The sequence below is a fragment of the Nitrospiria bacterium genome (assembly GCA_035517655.1).
Taxonomy (GTDB): domain Bacteria; phylum Nitrospirota; class Nitrospiria; order JACQBZ01; family JACQBZ01; genus JACQBZ01.
This window is the reverse complement of record DATIYJ010000060.1, coordinates 44,489-63,011: the sequence shown is the minus strand read 5'-3', so window position 1 is coordinate 63,011 and position 18,523 is coordinate 44,489. Positions and strand designations below refer to the sequence as shown.

The window sequence follows — 18,523 nt, the reverse complement described above, 5'->3', positions numbered from 1 at the left end:
ATGGAACTATTGAACAACGACTAATCACCAAGCCCCGTTTTGAGAGATCGCTCTTAGCGGGGCTTCTTGTTTCACTTCAGTTTCGGTCAGGCGGGTTCGTTTCACAGTCCACTCATGGAGATTGGATGACTCCCAAGCGTATTTATGATGCCGAAGGGTATTGGGTGGCGTTCGCGGTGGGCGCAGAGGTGTTTTTGCGGGGAGGAGAGTGGATCGGTCAGTTGGCCGGCAATCATGAGATTCGTGATCGGCAAGGGCAATTACGGGGATTCATGGATGAGGAAGGCCGGCTGTCGATGGTTGAATTCGAATCGGCTCGGACCTAAAGGTCGGCACGAATTTCCCAGCAGGAGTCCGATCGATACACGGGCAAGGTCGGATAAACGATCCTTACACATCAAGGGGATCTGTTCAGATGAGAGATCAAAAGATAAAGGAGGAACTTATGGAGATTGCAAAGAACGTCGATCATGCAAAAACACAGGGCATCTCTCGACCCTCCAAACATATCTCCATAGCCGATCTTCGCGATGGTCAAATTGATAGTCAAATTCATGATCCGCAAACCGTGTGGGAGAAGCGCGGCCAATGGACCCCCAATGCCATCAAAGTCATGGAGGAAAGATACCTCCGAAAGGAGAGCGGGCAACTTCAGGAAACCGCTGAAGGGATGTTCAAGCGAGTTGCGATGGCGATTGCGAAAGCCGAAAGCCATTGGGGAACATCCGCAGCGGAGGTGGAGCGGGTGGCCGCGCAATTTTACGATCGGATGATCCGAGGGCAATTCATGCCGAACAGCCCGACTTTGATGAATGCGGGCAAGGAAAACGGGCTTCAGTATTCGGCCTGCTATGTCCTTCCGATCGAAGACTCGATCCGTGGAATCTTCGATGCAATCAAGAACGCCGCCGTCATTCACCAGTCGGGAGGCGGAACCGGCTTTTCGTTTTCTCGATTACGGGCCAAAGGTTCCTTGGTCTCGACCACCCAGGGCGAAGCCAGCGGGCCGGTCAGCTTTCTGAAGGTTTTCGACGCGGCGACGAATTCCATCAAGCAGGGAGGTACCCGTCGAGGGGCCAACATGGCCATTCTCAATTACAACCATCCCGACATCATGGAGTTCGTGCTCTGCAAACGCAAACGCCAGATCACGAATTTCAATATCTCCGTCGCCGTGACCGAAGAATTCATGCAGGCGGTGGCGATGGGAAAGGAATACAACTTGATCTCGCCCCATTCGGGAAAGGCCGTGGGCCGACTCAATGCCCGCGAAGTCTTTGATGCGATTGTGGAGTCGGCCTGGCAGACCGGCGATCCGGGCCTGGTTTTCATCGACCGCATGAATGAGGGACCGTCCAACCCCGTGCCCAAAATGGGTCCGGTCGAAGCGACGAATCCGTGCGGAGAGCAGCCGCTTTATCCCAATGAGGCTTGCAATCTAGGGTCTTTGAACCTGCTGTCTTTCGTCGACAAGAAAAACGGAAAATGGGCGATTGACTGGGAAGAATTGGAGCAGGCCGTCCGCGTGACGGTCCGGTTTCTGGACAACGTCATCGAGGTCAATCCGTACCCGTTGCCGGAGATCGATGCTGCCGTCAAGGCCAATCGCCGCATCGGTCTGGGTGTCATGGGGTGGGCCCATCTTCTATTCCGTTTGGGAATTCCCTATCACAGCGAGGAGGCCTTGGCGCTGGGCCGTAAGATCATGGGTTTCATCAATTCGGTCGGCCATCACGAGTCTGAAAACCTGGCCGAAGTGCGGGGGGCCTTCCCTAATTGGACCGACAGCATTTACCGGAACAGCCGTCCTCTTCGTAATTCCACCGTGACCACCATTGCCCCGACCGGAACGATCAGCATCATCGCGGGCTGCTCTTCGGGGATCGAGCCGGTTTTCGCGCTGGCTTTCCGCCATGTTTCCGGAGAAAGAAAACTGACCTTTGTGGATCCGGTCTTTGAAGCCATTGCGAAGGAACGGGGTTTCTACACTCCGGCCTTGATGGACCGAATCAGCGAGCAGGGAAACATCGACGGGATTGAAGAGGTGCCCGCAGACCTGTGCGATGTGTTTCAGGCCTCGCACCAGATCGCACCCGAGTGGCATATCCGGATGCAGGGGGCTTTTCAGGAATACACGGACAACGCCGTTTCCAAGACGATCAACCTTCCCAATTCGGCCATGCGCGATGACGTGAAAAAAGCGTACCAGTTGGCGTATCAAGTCGGTTGCTTGGGAATCACCGTTTTCCGGGACGGGTGTCTGGAGGAGCAGGTTTTGAACGTCGGAACGTCGGCCAAACCGAAGACGGCTGCGGCGACCGGCGAGGATGTGAAAAAAGTCAAGCCCCGTCCCTACAGGCGAGTCGGCGTGACCTTGAGCAAGGAGACGCCGTTGGGGACGGTGCATATCACGATGAACGACGATGAAGAGGGCCCGGCCGAGGTGTTTATGACGATCGGAAAAGCCGGAAGCGACATCATGGCGATGGCCGAATCGTTGGGACGGTCGATTTCACTTTATCTGCGCACGCCGTCCTACCTTTCACGCTACGAAAAAGTTCAGGAAGAGGTGGAGCAATTGCGCGGCATCGGGGGCGCCCGGTCGGTCGGATTCGGAGAAGCTCGGATCTCATCGCTGGCGGACGCCATCGCCCGTGCCATGGAGGAGCAGTGGCTTAAGTCGCCGAGCAACGGCAACGGTCACGGGAAGACCGGAAATTTTCGTCTCACCGGAAACCTCTGTCCCAAGTGCGGCGTCCAAATGGCTCGGGAGGAAGGCTGTCAAAAATGCTACTCCTGCGGTTATTCGGATTGTTGAGCGAGGGCCGAGAATTTTTGCTTATCGGCGGTTTTATCTTCTCATCATAGCCCTGGTCCTGCTCTCAGGACGTCTGACGGTCGCGCAGTCACCGTGCGGAGGTTTGGAGGACTGTCTGAAGGACCTGAAATCGCCTGACGCCTCCACGAAGTCCGGTTCCATCTTCATGCTGGGAACATTGAAAGACAAACGGGCGACCCCGGCGCTCGTGGCTCTCTTGAAGGAAGAGCATGACCCCGCGATTCGGTCATCGGCCGTCAAGGCGATCGGTGCCCTTCGCGATCCGGCGGCGGTGCCGGATTTGGCCGGGCTTTTGGATGACACGGGTCTCCAGCAGGACGTGATCGATGCATTGGTGCAGATCGGGGACAAGTCGGCGGTGGCAGCCCTGATCCAGGGACTCAAGCGCCCCGAAATTCAGGTTGCGGCCGTGCGGGGACTGAGTGAAATTGCGGATCCTTCCGCCAAGCCCGCGTTGACTGCATTGTGGCGCCAGACCGACAACGAGCGCGTGCGGGGTCTGAGCGTACTGGCCATTCAAAGAATCAATTCGATCTGGGGGCCCAACGAAGAAGAGATGGGAATCCCTTTTTATCCAAAGTCAGAATTTATTCCGAATGCCCGGGGTGAATGGATTTTTGTTTCAAGAGATTCTCTGTTAAAAGTGTCCGATTTTTTCAAAAAGCGCCTTAGGAAAGAACCGATGACTTTTCAGGGTTTCAAGGAACGGTACGAGACCGGGTTCGGGGAAGCGAAAGAGAACAGTCCTTCCAATCAACCCAATCTGATTTTCGTGGCCGAAGAGCAGCAGTTCCAGGGGAAAAGTTATCCGGCGAAGTTAATTTTCCTCCAAGCGAATCAGAGTGAGACCGAGATCAAGATCTTTCATGCCATCGGGCCGCCGGATTGAGTCAGGAAGATACCGCTTGTCTCTTGACATTGCCGATGCAGACTGGTAGAATTCCAACGTTTTTTCGCCCCATGCAATAAAAACGAACCTCATTCCATACGTAGCTGTTCTGTTCATTGACGGTCCGGTCAACCCTGGCCGTGGAAAGTGAGCTGACCCAGCTATCTGACCCAGGATTCTTTACCGGATCCAGTGGCGGATATCTGGGTCTTTTTTTGTGGCGGCGACCTTATTCATGAGAGTAAACTGAAAGAAGGTCGATGAGAGGGGTACGCTCTAAACGTTAAGATTAAAAGGATCAGGTCATGGACCCCAAGGCGGGAACATTTATTTTCGGAGGACAGGCCCGACTGCCCAAAGAACTCTCCGCGGTCGAGGTGTTTCAGGTGGTTGCGCATATCGATGTGCCGACCGCAAAGGTGGTGGAGGTTGATTTCATGCCCTGTCCGCCGCTCATCGTGGGTATGCTGAGGCAGATGATGGTGGGTATGTCCCTGCAGAACGATGTCAACGATTTGCTCGTCGAAATCGAGCAGCGGCTTTTTCATAAATCGAAAAAGGCCGTGATCACCGCCATCAAGGACCTCGTCCGAGAATACAGAGAGTATCAGTACCGGGCCACAAAAAGCGTTCATCCTCCAGCGCAGACCTGACGCTTCCAGTCCCGCCATGGTTTGGGGTGTTGAAGACCGTCCCGGCCGAGCCAGGCCGTCAACAAACTACGGCGGGTTCTCCATCCGCCCAACGCCGCGCGACAGCAGGTCCTGCTCCAGATTGATCAGAACATCTCGCCCTGCGTTTTCAACCACGCCGCGGAACAAGGACTCATCGGCGTACAGCTCATGAACCGATCGTCCGGCCGGAGAGGCCATCTCCCAAGCCGTTTTATCCCACGCCCGGAGGCAGGCCCGAGCGATCAGGTGGCTCAGGGGCGGGGGATTGTAAAGCATCTTTTTAACCGTCAGCGGGTTCAGGGAAAGCGGGTTGTAACCGCCGGAAAGATATCCCTCCTGAATGAGGCGCTGTTCAAATCCGGTATGCGGCTGAACCCCGAGAAAGAAAAGCATGGGAAAGACGCGGTCGTTCCCCAGGATCCCGGCGATTTTTTTATACGAGGCGATGCTTTCCATCAGCGTGGCCTCCGTATCACCGGGGGAGTTGAGCGAATAGTTGAGAATTAGTTTGCCGATGAAACCGGCCTCTTTTAAGTAACGGCAGCCGTCGTACAGGTTGTCCAACCGAAAGCCCATGTGCAATTCATTCAAGACGGCTTGAGAACCGGAGGTGATCGCCACCTCCAGGTCTCCCACCCCGGATCGGACCATCCGGCGGGCCAGATCGGGAGTGATCAGGCTTGTTCGAATATAGCCGGCCCAGGTCAGTTCCAGATTCTCCGCGACGATCCGGTCCAGGATTTCGTTGCATTGGGGGAGGGCCTCGCTGCCGGTGATGAACTGCGCGTCGGTGAACCAAAACTTCCTTGTTCCCCACTGGCGGTAGTGTTGCAGAATGTCTCCCACCACCCGTTCGGGCGCGCGGTACCGGACCCGTTTTCCCTCGATATACGGGTATTCGCAGAACTGGCAATCGTAGGGACACCCGCGTTTCGACTGAACGCCGATGCAGTCGTTCTTATAGGAGACGTGCTGGGGGAAGATCGCGGTCAGGTAAGGAAGATCGATCGTCATGTCCTGAACGGATGTAATCGCGGTTTTGACGCCGCGGTGCACGTCCGTGCCTTTGCGAACGATCGACCGCTCTTCGCGCAGATCTTGTCCCTCGATGACCTTTAACAAGGCATCCTCGCCTTCCCCCAGAAGACCGATTGTGCCTTCCGGAAGCTGGTGAATCAATTGATCGGCGAACACGCTGAAGGCGCCGCCGCCGACCAAGATCCGTTTTCCAGGAAAGCGATTGTGGATCAGCCAAAAGTAGGACAGAATCTCCTGAATCCCCCGATAATAAGTCCAGAGATACCCCAACCCCTTGATCGAGGCGGTCAACTTTTTAAAGGGGTTGGTTGAGTAGTAGAAATTGAAAGCGTATTTTAAGGACGGATCGCCTTCATGGGGGGCGAACACTTGGATGTCCCGCCATGAAAAACAGACCAGATCGGGATCGAATTGACGGAGTCGGGCCAACAGGGTCTTGCGGCGGTGTGCCGGCGGGATCAGCGAAAGATCAAGAATATGTTGCCGGATATCGGAGTACTTTTGGTGGACCGCATCCGCCAAATAGGTCACCCCGAGAGGGTAAACCGGCCGGCAGGGGAGGAACACGTAGAGAATTGATCGAACGTCTGTCATGGCGAGTCTACGATAACATAGGCCAATGGGCTATGCAACAGACGGGATCGCCTGCGCGGAGTTATGGCAAGGTCTTTGAGGGTTGCTTTTTGTCCGGGGGTCCATTATTCTGCGAGAGTCGATTAACTCGGAACGGGGAGAAGCGCCGATGAAGGCCATGGTTGAAAAGTATGAACGGTATTCGGCAACGTTGCGCATATTCGGCCGGATCGAGGAGATGAGCGTGATCAGCATGCGCCTCGGGCTTGAGCCCACGCGGACCCGCCGGAGGGGTGAAGCGATTGAAGGGACGTCGGAGCGTCTGATCGTCGACTTCTGGGAGATGACCGCGCCGGTGGCCAAGGATCGACCGCTGGAGGACCATCTGGCTTGGCTGAAGTCCAGGCTGGTTCCTCGAGGGTTCGTCCTTCGTGATATCAAGACCGCTTTATCGGTCGACCTGTTCTGCGAGTATCGATCCAACCACGGCCGCGGCGGGTTCAGCCTGCCGCCGGAGGCTCTGGCGTGGCTGGTGGAGTTCGGGATCGGCCTCGATGTAGCGGTCGTCTTCGAATCGACATCGGAGAACGGCCCGACCGTTCCGGCCTAATGAGGTTTTACCCCGATATGGATGGCGACGATTCCGCCGGTGAGGTTTCGATAGGATACGGGAGAGAAACCCGCCTCGGAGAACAATTCTTTAAATCGTTCCTGGTCCGGAAAGGCCCGGATCGAGGCCGGGAGATAGTCGTAGACGCCGGTTTGATCGCGCGAGACAACCTTTCCGATCCGGGGCAGGATCGTGAACGAGTAAAGGTCGTACAGTTTCCGCAAGGGTTCGTTGGTGGGACGGGAAAACTCGAGACAGACGGCGCGACCGCCCGGTTTTAAGACCCGGAACATTTCGTGCAAAGCCGCTTGGATGTCGGCGACATTGCGGATTCCGAAGGCCACGGTGACGATCCGGAAGGTCCCGTCGCAAAACTGGAGCGACTCGGCGTTTCCGAGAAGCAAAGTGATGTTTCCGTTCGGACACACCCGCTCGATCTTCCGCCGGCCGTACTCGAGCATTCGTTCATTCAGGTCCAGGCCGATCACGTGTCCTTTTGGACCGACCCGTCGGGCCAGTAAAACGGCCAGGTCCGCCGTGCCGGTGCAAAGATCGAGGGCGACGTCGCCCTCGGCCGCCCCGCTCATCCGGACGGCCAGCCGTTTCCATGTGTGATGAAGACCCAGCGAGAGAAGCGAGTTGTTCAGGTCATACCGGTGAGCGATCGCCGTGAACATTTTCTGTACGGCTTTTTCTTTCTCGGGAACGATTGGAAGAGCCGGAACCGGTTGCATGGGGGTATTCGTAACACCATTGGTGGCCGTTGTCAATGGCTGGACGACGTTCGCCCGACCGTGTTATACTAAAAAATTCAAAACGAGGTTCATGGACCGACATGCAACAGAAAGAGATCATCATCCGCGGAGCGCGGGAGCATAATTTAAAAAACATCGACGTGGTCATTCCCCGCGATAAACTGGTCGTGATCACCGGTCTGTCCGGCTCCGGGAAATCCTCGCTGGCCTTCGACACTGTATATGCCGAGGGGCAGCGCCGATACGTGGAGTCCCTTTCGGCGTACGCGCGGCAGTTTTTGGAACAGATGGACAAGCCGGACGTGGATTCGATCGACGGGCTTTCGCCCGCCATCTCGATCGAGCAGAAGACGACCAGCCATAATCCCCGCTCGACCGTCGGGACCGTGACCGAAATCTACGACTACCTCCGCGTGCTGTTCGCGCGCGCGGGCCGACCTCACTGCCACCAATGCGGCCGCGCGGTCGCGGCGCAAACGGTTCAACAAATGGTCGATCAAGTGATGGCCTGGCCCGCCGGATCCAAGATCCAGATTTTCGCGCCGATCGTCCGCGGCCGAAAAGGGGAGTATCGCAAGGACCTGCTCCAACTCCGCAAAAGCGGTTACACACGCGTCCGGATCAACGGGCAGCTTCGGGATCTGTCCGAAGAGATCGCCCTGGACAAAAAGAAAAAGCAAACGATCGAAGTTTTGATCGACCGACTGGTGGTCAAAGAGGGAATTCAGAAGCGGCTGGCCGACTCGCTCGAGACGGCGTTGCGGCTGGCCGCCGGGATCGTTCTCCTTCATCGCGACGGGGAAGAGGTCCCGTTCAGCGAAAAGCTGGCCTGCACCGAGTGCGGGATCAGCCTTTCCGAACTGACGCCCCGGGTTTTCTCCTTCAACAGCCCGCACGGGGCCTGCCCGGCCTGCGACGGTTTGGGATCCACCATGGATCTGGATCCCGATCGGATTGTTCCGGACAAGAACCTGACCCTTCGCGGGGGCGCGATCAAACCCTGGGAGAAGCGGTTTTCGGCCTATTATTATCAGATGATGGAGTCGGTCGCAAAGCATTACGGGTTTGATCTCCGGACGCCGTTTAAAGACCTGAAGCCGGAATACCAGCGTGTGCTTTTGTACGGCTCCGGATCGGAAGAGATCACCTTCCAATATGACAGCGACGGCCACCGGCATGCCTTTCACCGGACGTTCGAGGGCGTGGTTGGAAACCTCCAGCGACGGTTTCGGGAAACCGACTCCAGCTACATCCGGGAAGAGATCGCGCAGTACATGGGAACCCATTCCTGCAAAGTCTGCAAGGGTGAGCGGCTCAAGCCGGAGAGTTTGGCGGTGAAGATCGGCGGAAAGTCGATCGCCGAAGCGACCCGGTTCTCGATCAAGGAGGCGACCCTCTTTTTTGCCGGCCTGGAGCTGACGGATCGGGAATCCATGATCGCCCATCGAATTTTGAAGGAGATCCGGGAGCGGCTCGGCTTTCTGATGAACGTCGGCCTGGACTATCTCACGCTGGACCGCGCCGCGGCCACGCTTTCCGGCGGTGAAGGACAGCGGATTCGGCTTGCGACCCAGATCGGATCCTCCCTGACCGGCGTATTGTACATTTTAGACGAGCCCAGCATCGGGCTGCATCAACGGGACAACCGCCGCCTGCTGGATACGCTGATCCGCTTGAGGGATCTGGGCAATACCGTCCTCGTGGTGGAGCACGATGAGGAAACGATCCTCACGGCGGATCACGTGATCGATATGGGTCCGGGGGCCGGCATCCACGGGGGCGAGGTCGTGGCCGAGGGAACCCCCAAAGAGATCGTGGCCCATGAAAAATCGCTCACGGGGATGTATCTTCGCAAGGACCGGGTCATCTCGCTTCCCAAGCGCCACCGACCTCCGGGAAAATTCTTGAGGATCCTCGGGGCGCGGGAAAATAATCTCAAGAGCATCGACGCGGAGATCCCGCTGGGCCTTTTGACCTGTATCACGGGCGTGTCGGGATCGGGCAAAAGCACCTTGGTCCTCGAGGTCCTGTATAAAAACCTGGCCCAACGGCTGTACCGGGCGACGGATCGCCCCGGGGCCTGCAACCAGATCAAGGGGCTGGAGCACCTCGACAAGGTGATCAATATCGACCAGTCGCCCATCGGTCGAACCCCGCGGTCCAACCCGGCCACGTACACCGGCTTGTTCACGTTCATGCGCGACCTGTTCACGCAGCTTCCCGAATCCCGGATGAGGGGCTACAAGGCCGGGCGCTACAGTTTCAACGTCAAGGGCGGTCGCTGCGAGGCCTGCCAGGGCGACGGCGTCATCAAGATCGAGATGCACTTTCTTCCGGACGTCTACGTCACATGCGAGGTCTGCAAAGGGAAACGATACAACCGTGAAACATTGGAGATCGCCTTCAAAGGAAAAAATATCGCGGACATTCTTGATATGACCGTGGAGCAGGCGCTGGCCTTCTTCGCGGCCATCCCGCACCTCAAGGCCAAACTGGAAACGCTTCAGGACGTCGGCCTGGGTTATGTTCGTCTCGGCCAGTCGGCCACGACCCTTTCCGGCGGTGAGGCCCAACGGGTGAAGCTTTCCCGCGAGCTGTCGAAACGAGCGACCGGGCAGACGCTCTACATTCTGGACGAGCCGACGACGGGACTTCATTTCGCCGACATCCAGAGGCTGTTGGACGTCCTGAACCGTCTGGTGGACGCCGGAAACACCGTCGTCGTCATCGAGCACAACCTGGACGTCATTAAGAATTCCGACTGGATCATCGATCTCGGGCCGGAGGGCGGAGACCGGGGAGGACAGATCGTCGCGACCGGAACGCCCGAAGCGATCGCTCAGGTCCGGTCGTCTTACACCGGTCAGTTTTTGAAGAAAGGAATGGCCTGAAGCGGCCGACAAACGAAATGAAAAGCCGGTGGTCGGAAAAAGAGGCGCGAGGGTTGGAAGGATTGGATGTCCTGGTCTACACCTCCCGATTGATCGGCATGGATACGAACCTCGTCGTCTGGGGCGGTGGAAACTCATCCGTCAAAACGAAAGGGACGGATCATACCGGCCGGCCGGTCCGGATCCTCTGGATGAAAGGGTCCGGCTCGGATATGAGGACGATCACCCACAAACAGTTCACGCCGTTGCGCCTGGACGATCTGCTGCCGCTCATGAAACGTCCGGCGATGACCGATGATGAGATGGTGGCCTATCAATCCCGATCCGTCCTCGAGCCCGGCGCCCCCAAGCCCTCGATCGAAACGCTGCTGCATGCGTTTTTACCGCCGCCCCATCTCTACCACACCCATGCCGATGCGATCTGCGCGCTGACCGACACGCCGGACGGCGATAAAGTTGTCCGCTCGGTTTTCGGAAAACGCGTGGCCCTCATTCCCTATTTCCGTCCGGGTTTTCTTCTCTCCAAGCGGACCGGCGAGGCCTACGCAAAAAATCCCGGCCTTCGCGCGATTATTCTGGACAAACACGGACTGATCACCTGGGGGGAATCGGCCAAGGAGGCTTATCTGGAAACGATCCGGATGATCACCGAGGCCGAGAAATTCATCGCCCGTCGTCCAAGAGCGCCGCGGATCAAGGTATCTCGTTCGAAACGGCCGCAGGCGGCCCGTCGTTCGAATGCCGCGGCGGTGGCGCCTCTCCTTCGCGGCGGGATCGGGGGGAACAAACGGATGGTCCTGTTTTATGACGACCGTCCCGAAGTGCTTCGGTTTGTCCGTCATCCGAGGGCCGAGGCGCTCTCCCAGATCGGGCCGTTCACGCCCGATCACCTGATGCATACAAAGCCTTGGCCGATGTTTCTGGAGATCACCCGTCCGGATTCCGAAAAGATCAAAGCCGTTCTTCCGAAAGCGTTGGAGCAATATCGGAAACGGTACACGGCCTACTTCAACCGGTATAAGACGCCGGGCGTCGCGATGCTGGACCCCAATCCGCGCGTGATACTCGTTCCCGGTTTGGGGATGTTCACGACCGGGAAAGACCGACGCGCGGCCCGGATCGCACGCGATATTTACCGGCACACGATCGGCGTCATTCAAGACAGCGCCGCGATTTCATCCTACGCCGTGCTCGCGCCTCGCGACCTGTGCGATTTTGAGTACTGGCCGATGGAGAATTTCAAGCTGACGCTCCTTCCGCCCGAGAAGGAACTATCCCGACGGGTCGCGTTGGTCACCGGGGCGGCCGGAGGAATCGGAAAGGCGATCGCCGAGCGGCTCGCCAACGAAGGGGCCATGGTCGTTCTGACCGATATCGATCTTGAAAAAACCCGCGAGGTCTCCGAGGCAATCAACCGGAAGATGGGCGAGACGAATTCGATCGCGTTCAAGATGGATGTGGCGAGCGAAGCTTCGGTAAGGAAAGCCTTTGAGGGCGCGGTTCTGGCGTACGGGGGACTGGATATTCTGGTCTCGAACGCCGGGATCGCGAAATCGTCGCCGGTCGACCGGTTGACGCTCTCGGATTGGGATCGCTCGATGGCCGTCAACGCCACCGGCCATTTTCTCGTCTGTCGCGAGACGATTCGCGTTTTCAAAGAGCAGGGTCTCGGCGGGAACATCGTCGTCGTGGCGACGAAAAATGTCCTTGCGCCGGGAAAAGATTTCGGGGCCTACTCGGCCTCCAAAGCCGCCCAGGTCCAACTGTCGCGCATCCTCGCGATCGAGGGCGCGGACGATCGCATCCGCGTGAACATGGTCAGTCCCGACGGCGTTTTTCAGGAATCCGGGCTCTGGTCCAAAGAGATCCGGGAAGAACGCGCAAAAGCCCATGGAATACCGATCGGGAAGCTCGAAGACTTCTACGCGCAACGCAATCTTTTAAAATCAAAAATTTATCCCGACGACGTGGCCGAGGCCGTCCTGTTCTTCGCCTCGGACCGTTCGGCCAAAACCACCGGCGCGATCCTGCCCGTCGACGGCGGCGTCCGCGAGGCGTTTCCGCGGTAACGCGTGTATTCCTCCTTTTATTCCCGCTGAATCCGGCCTTCCCCCGCTTGAAATTCCAGGGAGGTTCGACTATACTTTCATTGTATCGGAGGGGATGATGCTGATCGTCATGCGACACGATGCCACCTCGGAACAGATCGATGCGGTGGCTGAAAAGATCAAGGAGCTGGGATTTAAGCCCCATGCCATCCCCGGCAGCGAGCGCACGGCCATCGGGATCACGGGCAATCGGGGCCCCGTGGACGCAGACCTTTTTGAGATCCTCCCGGGAGTCGCCCAGGCGATTCCGGTCAGCCAGCCGTTTAAGCTGGTGTCGTCCGAGGTGAAGCCCGAGCGCACCGTCGTGAACGTGGATGGAGCGGTCATCGGCGGCGAGTCGTTGGCCGTTATGGCCGGTCCGTGCTCGGTCGAGAGCGAGGCCCAGATTCTGGCTTGCGCCAGGGCCGCCCAGGCCTGCGGCGCGCGGTTCCTGCGGGGCGGGGCGTTCAAGCCGCGCACCAGCCCGTACGACTTCCAAGGACTCAAAGAGGAGGGGCTCAAACTTCTGGCGCTCGCGCGCGAAGAGACCGGTTTGAAGGTGGTGACCGAGGTGATGAGCCCCGGCTCGGTGGAGCTGGTGGCGCGCTACGCGGACGTGCTCCAGATCGGGGCCCGTAACATGCAGAACTTTCCACTCCTGGAAGCGGTCGGCGAAGTCAAACGACCCGTGTTGCTCAAACGGGGACTGAGCGCCACTCTCAAGGAACTCTTGATGGCCGCCGAATACATCGCGTCGCGGGGCAACTACGAGATCGTGCTGTGCGAGCGGGGCATCCGGACGTTTGAAACCATGACGCGCAACACCCTGGACCTGGGTGCGGTGATTGTCCTGAAACAGCTTTCCCACCTTCCGGTGATCGTGGATCCCTCCCACGGCTTCGGTTTGCGTTACGGGGTCACCCCCCTGGCGCGGGCGGCCGTGGCGGTGGGCGCGGACGGACTGCTCGTGGAAATCCATCCCGAACCGGATCACGCCCTTTCCGACGGCCCGCAATCGCTGACCCTCCCCATGTTTCAGGAGTTGATGAGGCAGGTCCGGCTCGTGGCCTCTTCCATCGGCCGCCGCATCTAAAATAATCGGGCGCGGGTTTTATGCGATCACCATCCGGCGCCCCTTCGTGATAACCCCGTCGTTCTCGGTTGAAGATACGGAGACTCGTTGATGGATGCATGGATCGTGATCTGGTTCGATCTGGTGCGCGACTGGGGCTATGTTGGAATTGTTTTACTGATGGCGGTCGAGAGCTCCATCGTCCCGATTCCAAGCGAGGTGGTCATTCCTCCCGCGGCCTACTGGGCGGCGCAGGGGAGGTATAATTTTTGGGGCGTGATCCTGGCTGGAACGGCGGGCAGTTATATCGGCGCGGCCGCGATGTACTGGTCGGCCCGGTGGATCGGCCGGCCGCTCGTCCTGCGGTACGGAAAATATTTCTTCATTCCGGAATCGAAACTGCTGCGCGCGGAGCGCTGGCTGGCGCGATACGAAGCCGGCGGGATTTTTTTCTCGCGGCTCCTACCCGTCATACGGCACCTGATCGGCATCCCGGCCGGGCTCGTCCGGATGGATTTCAAGATGTACAGCCTCATGACCCTGGCCGGCTCGGCCGTCTGGTGCACGGCCTTGGGCTGGTTCGGGGCCGAGGTGATCGGCGACCGGCCCGAGCTGCTCGACGATCCGCAACAGATGATGCGCGTTTTAGCCGACCGGTTCCACTGGTTCGTGGGCCTCATCCTGCTCTTGACCGGTCTTTATATCGTCGTCATGCGCCTCACCGCAAAGCCGGAGCCGGCGGCGGGTCAGAGCTCGGAATAAAACAGACCTTGCACGCGTCTCTAATTCATCGGCGGCAAAAGGGGAGGATGGGTATGACACATAAAAAAATCATCATGGAGCATGATAAGAAAATCGCGCTGGTCGCACACGACAACAAAAAGCGCGACCTGGTTGAATGGGCCAAATACAACCGGACGCTCTTGGCTCACCACAAAATCTATGCGACCGGGACGACCGGCGGGATTTTAGAGCAGGAGCTCGGATTCAAAATCAACAAACTCCAGAGCGGACCGCTGGGCGGGGATCAGCAGATCGGCGCCAAGATCGCCGACCGGGAGATCGATTTTCTCATCTTTTTCTGGGATCCGCTCGAGCCTCAACCCCACGATCCGGACGTCAAGGCGCTCTTGCGCATGGCGGTGGTCTGGAACATTCCCGTGGCCTGCAATCGCTCCACCGCCGATTTCATGATCTCCTCTCCCCTGATGGACAGCGATTACGAGCGTCTCGTGCCCGATTACGACGTGTATCGAACCCGGAAGATCGACGAGGAGAAATCATCGTAGACATGCGAAGCCGTGAACCGGACGACGGATCGCCGGTTCGCGGCCAAAGTCCGGAGCACTTTCCGGGTCACGGGAATCTTTCTTAACCGGTCGCGGACTTCGGATAGTAGATCGTGTGCGACTCAAATGGACTGGCCTGTCCGCTTTTGGCCTGCTTGAGCAGATCCAGATCGACGTAGGCGCTGCTCGAGATATGGCCCTCTTGACCGGGAGCCACGACCCGACACCCTCTCTCTCCCAGCAGCACCCGGTGATTCGCATTGAATAGGTGGAAGACCACACAAATATCCCGGGATTGGGATGCGTCGTTTTTGACCGTCGTGGTCCAAAAAAACATGCCCCGATCGAGCCGCGGCCAGCGGAAGGTCGCCGGACGCCATGATTGATCGATCACCTCCGCGTCCAAATTTTTGACTACCTTCACGACGTTCGGGGCATCGAGGCTCGCCGCCGGCGGCATAGCGTCCGGAATCCTGAGCGGCCGGCTCACGCAGGCCGTTACGCCGATCAGCAGTGCAACGATCATGATCATGAATCGTAATGTCTTCATAAAATTATTTTAACTCTTTCGGATGTGGAAATTCAAGTTTCCAAGCCGATCGGCGACTCTGGTTCGCGTCGAAATGCCGCCCGCTTCGGTCTGTGCGGTTCATTGACTCCGACCGTCGTTTGTGTTAAAAGTAACGCATTCGGACAAGGACAGCTTACTCAAAGCTCCGTTCACCCGGTAGGGATAGGTCGATGTTTCCGCCTCGTGCGGCCGCGGGCCACCACCCCTACGAAGGGTGAACGGAGAAAAAAGGGTTATTCGCCATGGGCGGACATTCGCACTGGTCGACAATTAAGCGGAAGAAGGGCGCCGAGGACGCCAAGCGGGGCAAGGTTTTTACCAAGATCATCCGCGAAATCACGACGGCGGCCCGCGTCGGGGGCGGCGATCCGAACGGCAATCCTCGACTGCGGTTGGCGATCGTCAAGGCCAAAGACGTCAACATGCCGGCCGACAATATCAAGAAAGCGATCCAGCGAGGGACCGGCGAGCTGCCGGGCGTGCATTATGAGGAGGCGGTTTACGAAGGCTACGGCCCCGGCGGAGTGGCGCTGCTGATCGAGACGACCTCGGACAATAAAAACCGCAGCGTCTCCGAAATCCGCAACCTGCTGGAGAAAAACGGCGGGCGAATGGCCGACGCCGGCAGCGTGGCCTGGATGTTTCATCGGAAGGGCCGGATCGTGGTGGATAAATCCAAAGCGGACGAGGAGAAATTGATGAATCTCGTTCTGGAGGCCGGGGCGGAGGACCTTCGCACGGAAGACGACAGCTTTGAAGTGATCACCCCGCCGCACGATTTCGAGCATGTACGGAAGGTATTGGATGGGCAGAAGATCGAAATGGTCTCGGCCGAAGTGGCATCGATTCCCCAAAACTATGTAAACCTTCAGGGAAAAGACGCCGAGCAGATGCTCAAGCTCATGGAGGCGCTCGAAGATCACGACGATGTTCAGAACATTCATGCCAATTTCGATATTCCCCAGGACGTGATGGAGAAGGTGGCCGCAAAATAACGAGGGCAAATCCATCATGCGCGTGATCGGGATTGATCCGGGAACCGTAACGACGGGCTACGGAGTGGTGGACGAAGAGGATCACCGGCTTTCGTACGTCGCTTCCGGTTCGATCACGACCGCCGCACGGGAATCGCTTCCGAAACGGCTCAAAAAAATATATGATGAATTGCTGGTCGTGTTCCGGACACAGCGACCGGCGGCCGTTGTCGTCGAAAACACGTTCGTCTCCAAAAATTTTCAAAGCGCGTTGAAACTGGGACAGGCCCGCGGCATCGCTCTCTTGGCGGCCGAGGCATGCGGGCTCCCGGTGCATGAATGCGCGCCGACCGAGGTGAAACTGGCCGTGGTCGGGTACGGCGCGGCCCGCAAGGATCAGGTCGAGAGCATGGTCGGCCGTCTCCTGAACCTCAAGACGGCGCCCGATACTCACCATGCGGCCGACGCGCTGGCCGTGGCGATCTGCTATCTGCATTCGGCCAAGATCCGGGCCTTGACAAACGCGTAGGGCACATCCGGTATGATTGCTTCGCTGAGCGGAATCTTAAAACGAAAGACGCCCCAGTCGGTCGTCGTGGATGTCCACGGCGTGGGCTACGAGGTGATGATGCCGCTGACGACCTTCTACCGGCTGCCGTCCGAGCACGAGTCGGTCCATCTCTGGACCTACACCCATGTCCGGGAGGACGCGCTCCAGCTTTACGGCTTCTCGAGCGGGGAAGAAAAGAACGTCTTTCTTCTGTTGTTGGGCGTCTCCGGAATCGGACCCAAGTTGGCGATCAATATTCTGTCCGGGCTTCCGCTCTCCGAACTGGTCGCGGCCGTCAATCAAGGAGATGTCGCGAAACTAAGCTCGATTCCGGGCATTGGCCAAAAAACCGCGGCGCGCCTGGTGCTGGAGTTAAAGGAGAAGATCCGGGCCGTGGCGGTCTCGGATTCGACGGCGGTCGGCCCGGCCGAAGAGAAGGAGTTGCAAGGGATGGAGGACGCGGTGTCGGCGCTGGTCAACCTCGGTTACAAGTCGCCCCTCGCCAAAGACGCGGTGAAAAAAGTGTTGAGGTCCGGCAACGGCGGTCCCGCCCGGCCGGTGGGAATCGAAGAGTTGATCAAGGAGTCCCTGAAAGTTTTGTCAAGAACCTAAATGCCCGAACACATCCTGACGAACCAGTTGAATGAAGAAGAGAAGACGTACGAGGCGTCGCTCCGTCCGACGTCGCTTGCGGAGTATGTCGGTCAGAATAAGCTCAAGGAGAACCTGACGATCTATATCCAGGCCGCCCGGCAGCGGGAGGATGTTCTGGATCACGTGATCTTCTACGGACCGCCGGGACTCGGTAAAACGACGCTGGCCCATATCATCGCGCGGGAGCTGGGCGTCAATATCAAGGCCACCTCCGGCCCGGCGCTGGAGCATCCGGGCGATCTCGCGGCGATTTTGAGCAATCTTTCGGAGCGGGACGTCTTTTTCATCGACGAAATTCACCGGCTCCACCCGGCCGTGGAAGAAATCCTCTACCCGGCGATGGAGGATTTCCAGCTGGATCTCGTGATCGGACAGGGCCCCTCCGCGCGAAGCGTCAAGCTGGCCCTGCCGCGCTTCACCCTGATCGGCGCGACGACGCGGGCCGGCTTGCTCACCTCGCCGTTGCGCGAGCGGTTCGGCGTGATCAACCGGCTGGACTTCTATCTGACCCCGGAGCTCGAAGAGATCGTGAACCGCTCGGCGCGGATTTTGGGAATTGAAGTCGACGCCGCCGGAGCGCAAGAGATCGCGCGCCGGTCCCGGGGAACGCCCCGGATTGCGAATCGGCTGCTCAAACGCGTCCGCGATTTTGCGCAGGTTAAGGCGGACGGGCGAATCACAAAGGCCGTCGCCTGCGAAGCCCTCGGCCGGATGGAGATCGACGAGAAGGGGTTCGATCCCATGGATCGGAAACTCCTGCTCACGATCATCGAGAAGTTCGCAGGAGGGCCGGTGGGCGTCGAGACGCTGGCCTCGGCGATCAGCGAGGAGAAGGACACGATCGAAGACGTCTACGAGCCCTTTCTGATCCAGGGCGGATATCTCGACCGCACCCCCCGCGGCCGCCTCGCGACCGCGCTGGCTTATCAGCATTTCGGCAAGCCGCTTCATCCGAATCGCCCGAAGCCCCAGCAAGCCGACCTTCTCTAAACCCCCCTGCTCGACGATCAAGGAATTCTGAAGCCTTATTGACATACGCGGTTCCCCCAATTTAAAA

General features: G+C 58.3%; 17 protein-coding genes. 14 read left to right on the top strand and 3 right to left on the bottom strand.

What is annotated here, in order from left to right; all coding sequences use genetic code 11:
• The first annotated feature begins 125 nt into the window (after positions 1–125).
• From VLY20_11270 to VLY20_11255, 4 genes are all read left to right on the top strand, one after another.
• Positions 126–326, top strand: coding sequence for a hypothetical protein (locus tag VLY20_11270; protein HUK57229.1), 201 nt, complete (start codon positions 126–128; stop codon positions 324–326).
• 119 nt (positions 327–445) lie between these two features.
• On the top strand, positions 446–2,818 hold the full coding sequence (locus tag VLY20_11265; protein HUK57228.1) for a vitamin B12-dependent ribonucleotide reductase: 2,373 nt from the start codon (positions 446–448) through the stop codon (positions 2,816–2,818).
• A gap of 103 nt (positions 2,819–2,921) precedes the next feature.
• Positions 2,922–3,728: a HEAT repeat domain-containing protein gene (locus VLY20_11260; GenBank protein ID HUK57227.1), complete on the top strand. Its 807-nt coding sequence runs from the start codon at positions 2,922–2,924 to the stop codon at positions 3,726–3,728.
• Between the two features lie 305 nt (positions 3,729–4,033).
• The gene (locus VLY20_11255; GenBank protein ID HUK57226.1) at positions 4,034–4,381 is read left to right on the top strand and encodes a DUF3870 domain-containing protein; all 348 of its coding nucleotides are present in this window, start codon (positions 4,034–4,036) and stop codon (positions 4,379–4,381) included.
• 66 nt (positions 4,382–4,447) lie between these two features.
• On the opposite strand, the gene VLY20_11250 is transcribed toward VLY20_11255, so the two are convergent.
• Entirely contained in the window at positions 4,448–6,034 is a 1,587-nt protein-coding gene (locus VLY20_11250) for a radical SAM protein (protein HUK57225.1), read from the bottom strand.
• Positions 6,035–6,182: 148 nt separating this feature from the next.
• Between VLY20_11250 and VLY20_11245 the strand changes: the two genes are divergently transcribed.
• A complete protein-coding gene (locus tag VLY20_11245) occupies positions 6,183–6,623 on the top strand; it encodes a DUF4279 domain-containing protein (protein ID HUK57224.1) in 441 nt (146 codons plus the stop codon).
• Here VLY20_11245 and ubiE read toward each other — a convergent pair.
• On the bottom strand, positions 6,620–7,357 hold the full coding sequence (ubiE, locus tag VLY20_11240; protein ID HUK57223.1) for a bifunctional demethylmenaquinone methyltransferase/2-methoxy-6-polyprenyl-1,4-benzoquinol methylase UbiE: 738 nt from the start codon (positions 7,355–7,357) through the stop codon (positions 6,620–6,622). The two genes, VLY20_11245 and ubiE, sit on opposite strands and share 4 nt — an antisense overlap.
• Positions 7,358–7,458: 101 nt before the next feature.
• Between ubiE and uvrA the strand changes: the two genes are divergently transcribed.
• The 5 genes from uvrA to VLY20_11215 all read left to right on the top strand — a co-directional run bounded on the left by uvrA (position 7,459) and on the right by VLY20_11215 (position 14,717).
• Positions 7,459–10,269, top strand: coding sequence for an excinuclease ABC subunit UvrA (gene uvrA / locus VLY20_11235; GenBank protein ID HUK57222.1), 2,811 nt, complete (start codon positions 7,459–7,461; stop codon positions 10,267–10,269).
• A 17-nt stretch (positions 10,270–10,286) separates the two neighbouring features.
• Positions 10,287–12,338, top strand: a complete 2,052-nt coding sequence (rhaD, locus tag VLY20_11230) for a bifunctional rhamnulose-1-phosphate aldolase/short-chain dehydrogenase (protein ID HUK57221.1) — start codon at positions 10,287–10,289, stop codon at positions 12,336–12,338.
• A 97-nt stretch (positions 12,339–12,435) separates the two neighbouring features.
• Entirely contained in the window at positions 12,436–13,449 is a 1,014-nt protein-coding gene (gene aroF, locus VLY20_11225) for a 3-deoxy-7-phosphoheptulonate synthase (protein HUK57220.1), read from the top strand.
• Positions 13,450–13,539: 90 nt separating this feature from the next.
• Entirely contained in the window at positions 13,540–14,190 is a 651-nt protein-coding gene (locus VLY20_11220; GenBank protein ID HUK57219.1) for a DedA family protein, read from the top strand.
• A gap of 53 nt (positions 14,191–14,243) precedes the next feature.
• On the top strand, positions 14,244–14,717 hold the full coding sequence (locus VLY20_11215; GenBank protein ID HUK57218.1) for a methylglyoxal synthase: 474 nt from the start codon (positions 14,244–14,246) through the stop codon (positions 14,715–14,717).
• A gap of 82 nt (positions 14,718–14,799) precedes the next feature.
• Here VLY20_11215 and VLY20_11210 read toward each other — a convergent pair whose 3' ends face one another.
• The gene (locus tag VLY20_11210) at positions 14,800–15,267 is read right to left on the bottom strand and encodes a hypothetical protein (protein HUK57217.1); all 468 of its coding nucleotides are present in this window, start codon (positions 15,265–15,267) and stop codon (positions 14,800–14,802) included.
• Positions 15,268–15,530: 263 nt separating this feature from the next.
• Between VLY20_11210 and VLY20_11205 the strand changes: the two genes are divergently transcribed.
• From VLY20_11205 to ruvB, 4 genes are read left to right on the top strand one after another with little or no spacing between them, the layout of a single operon-like run.
• A complete protein-coding gene (locus VLY20_11205) occupies positions 15,531–16,283 on the top strand; it encodes a YebC/PmpR family DNA-binding transcriptional regulator (protein ID HUK57216.1) in 753 nt (250 codons plus the stop codon).
• Positions 16,284–16,299: 16 nt separating this feature from the next.
• Positions 16,300–16,791 (top strand): crossover junction endodeoxyribonuclease RuvC, encoded by a 492-nt coding sequence (ruvC, locus tag VLY20_11200; GenBank protein ID HUK57215.1) that lies wholly within the window; start codon positions 16,300–16,302, stop codon positions 16,789–16,791.
• Between the two features lie 12 nt (positions 16,792–16,803).
• Complete coding sequence (gene ruvA / locus VLY20_11195) at positions 16,804–17,424, top strand: Holliday junction branch migration protein RuvA (GenBank protein HUK57214.1); 621 nt, start codon at positions 16,804–16,806, stop codon at positions 17,422–17,424.
• Positions 17,425–18,456, top strand: a complete 1,032-nt coding sequence (gene ruvB / locus VLY20_11190) for a Holliday junction branch migration DNA helicase RuvB (GenBank protein HUK57213.1) — start codon at positions 17,425–17,427, stop codon at positions 18,454–18,456.
• Positions 18,457–18,523 lie beyond the last annotated feature (67 nt).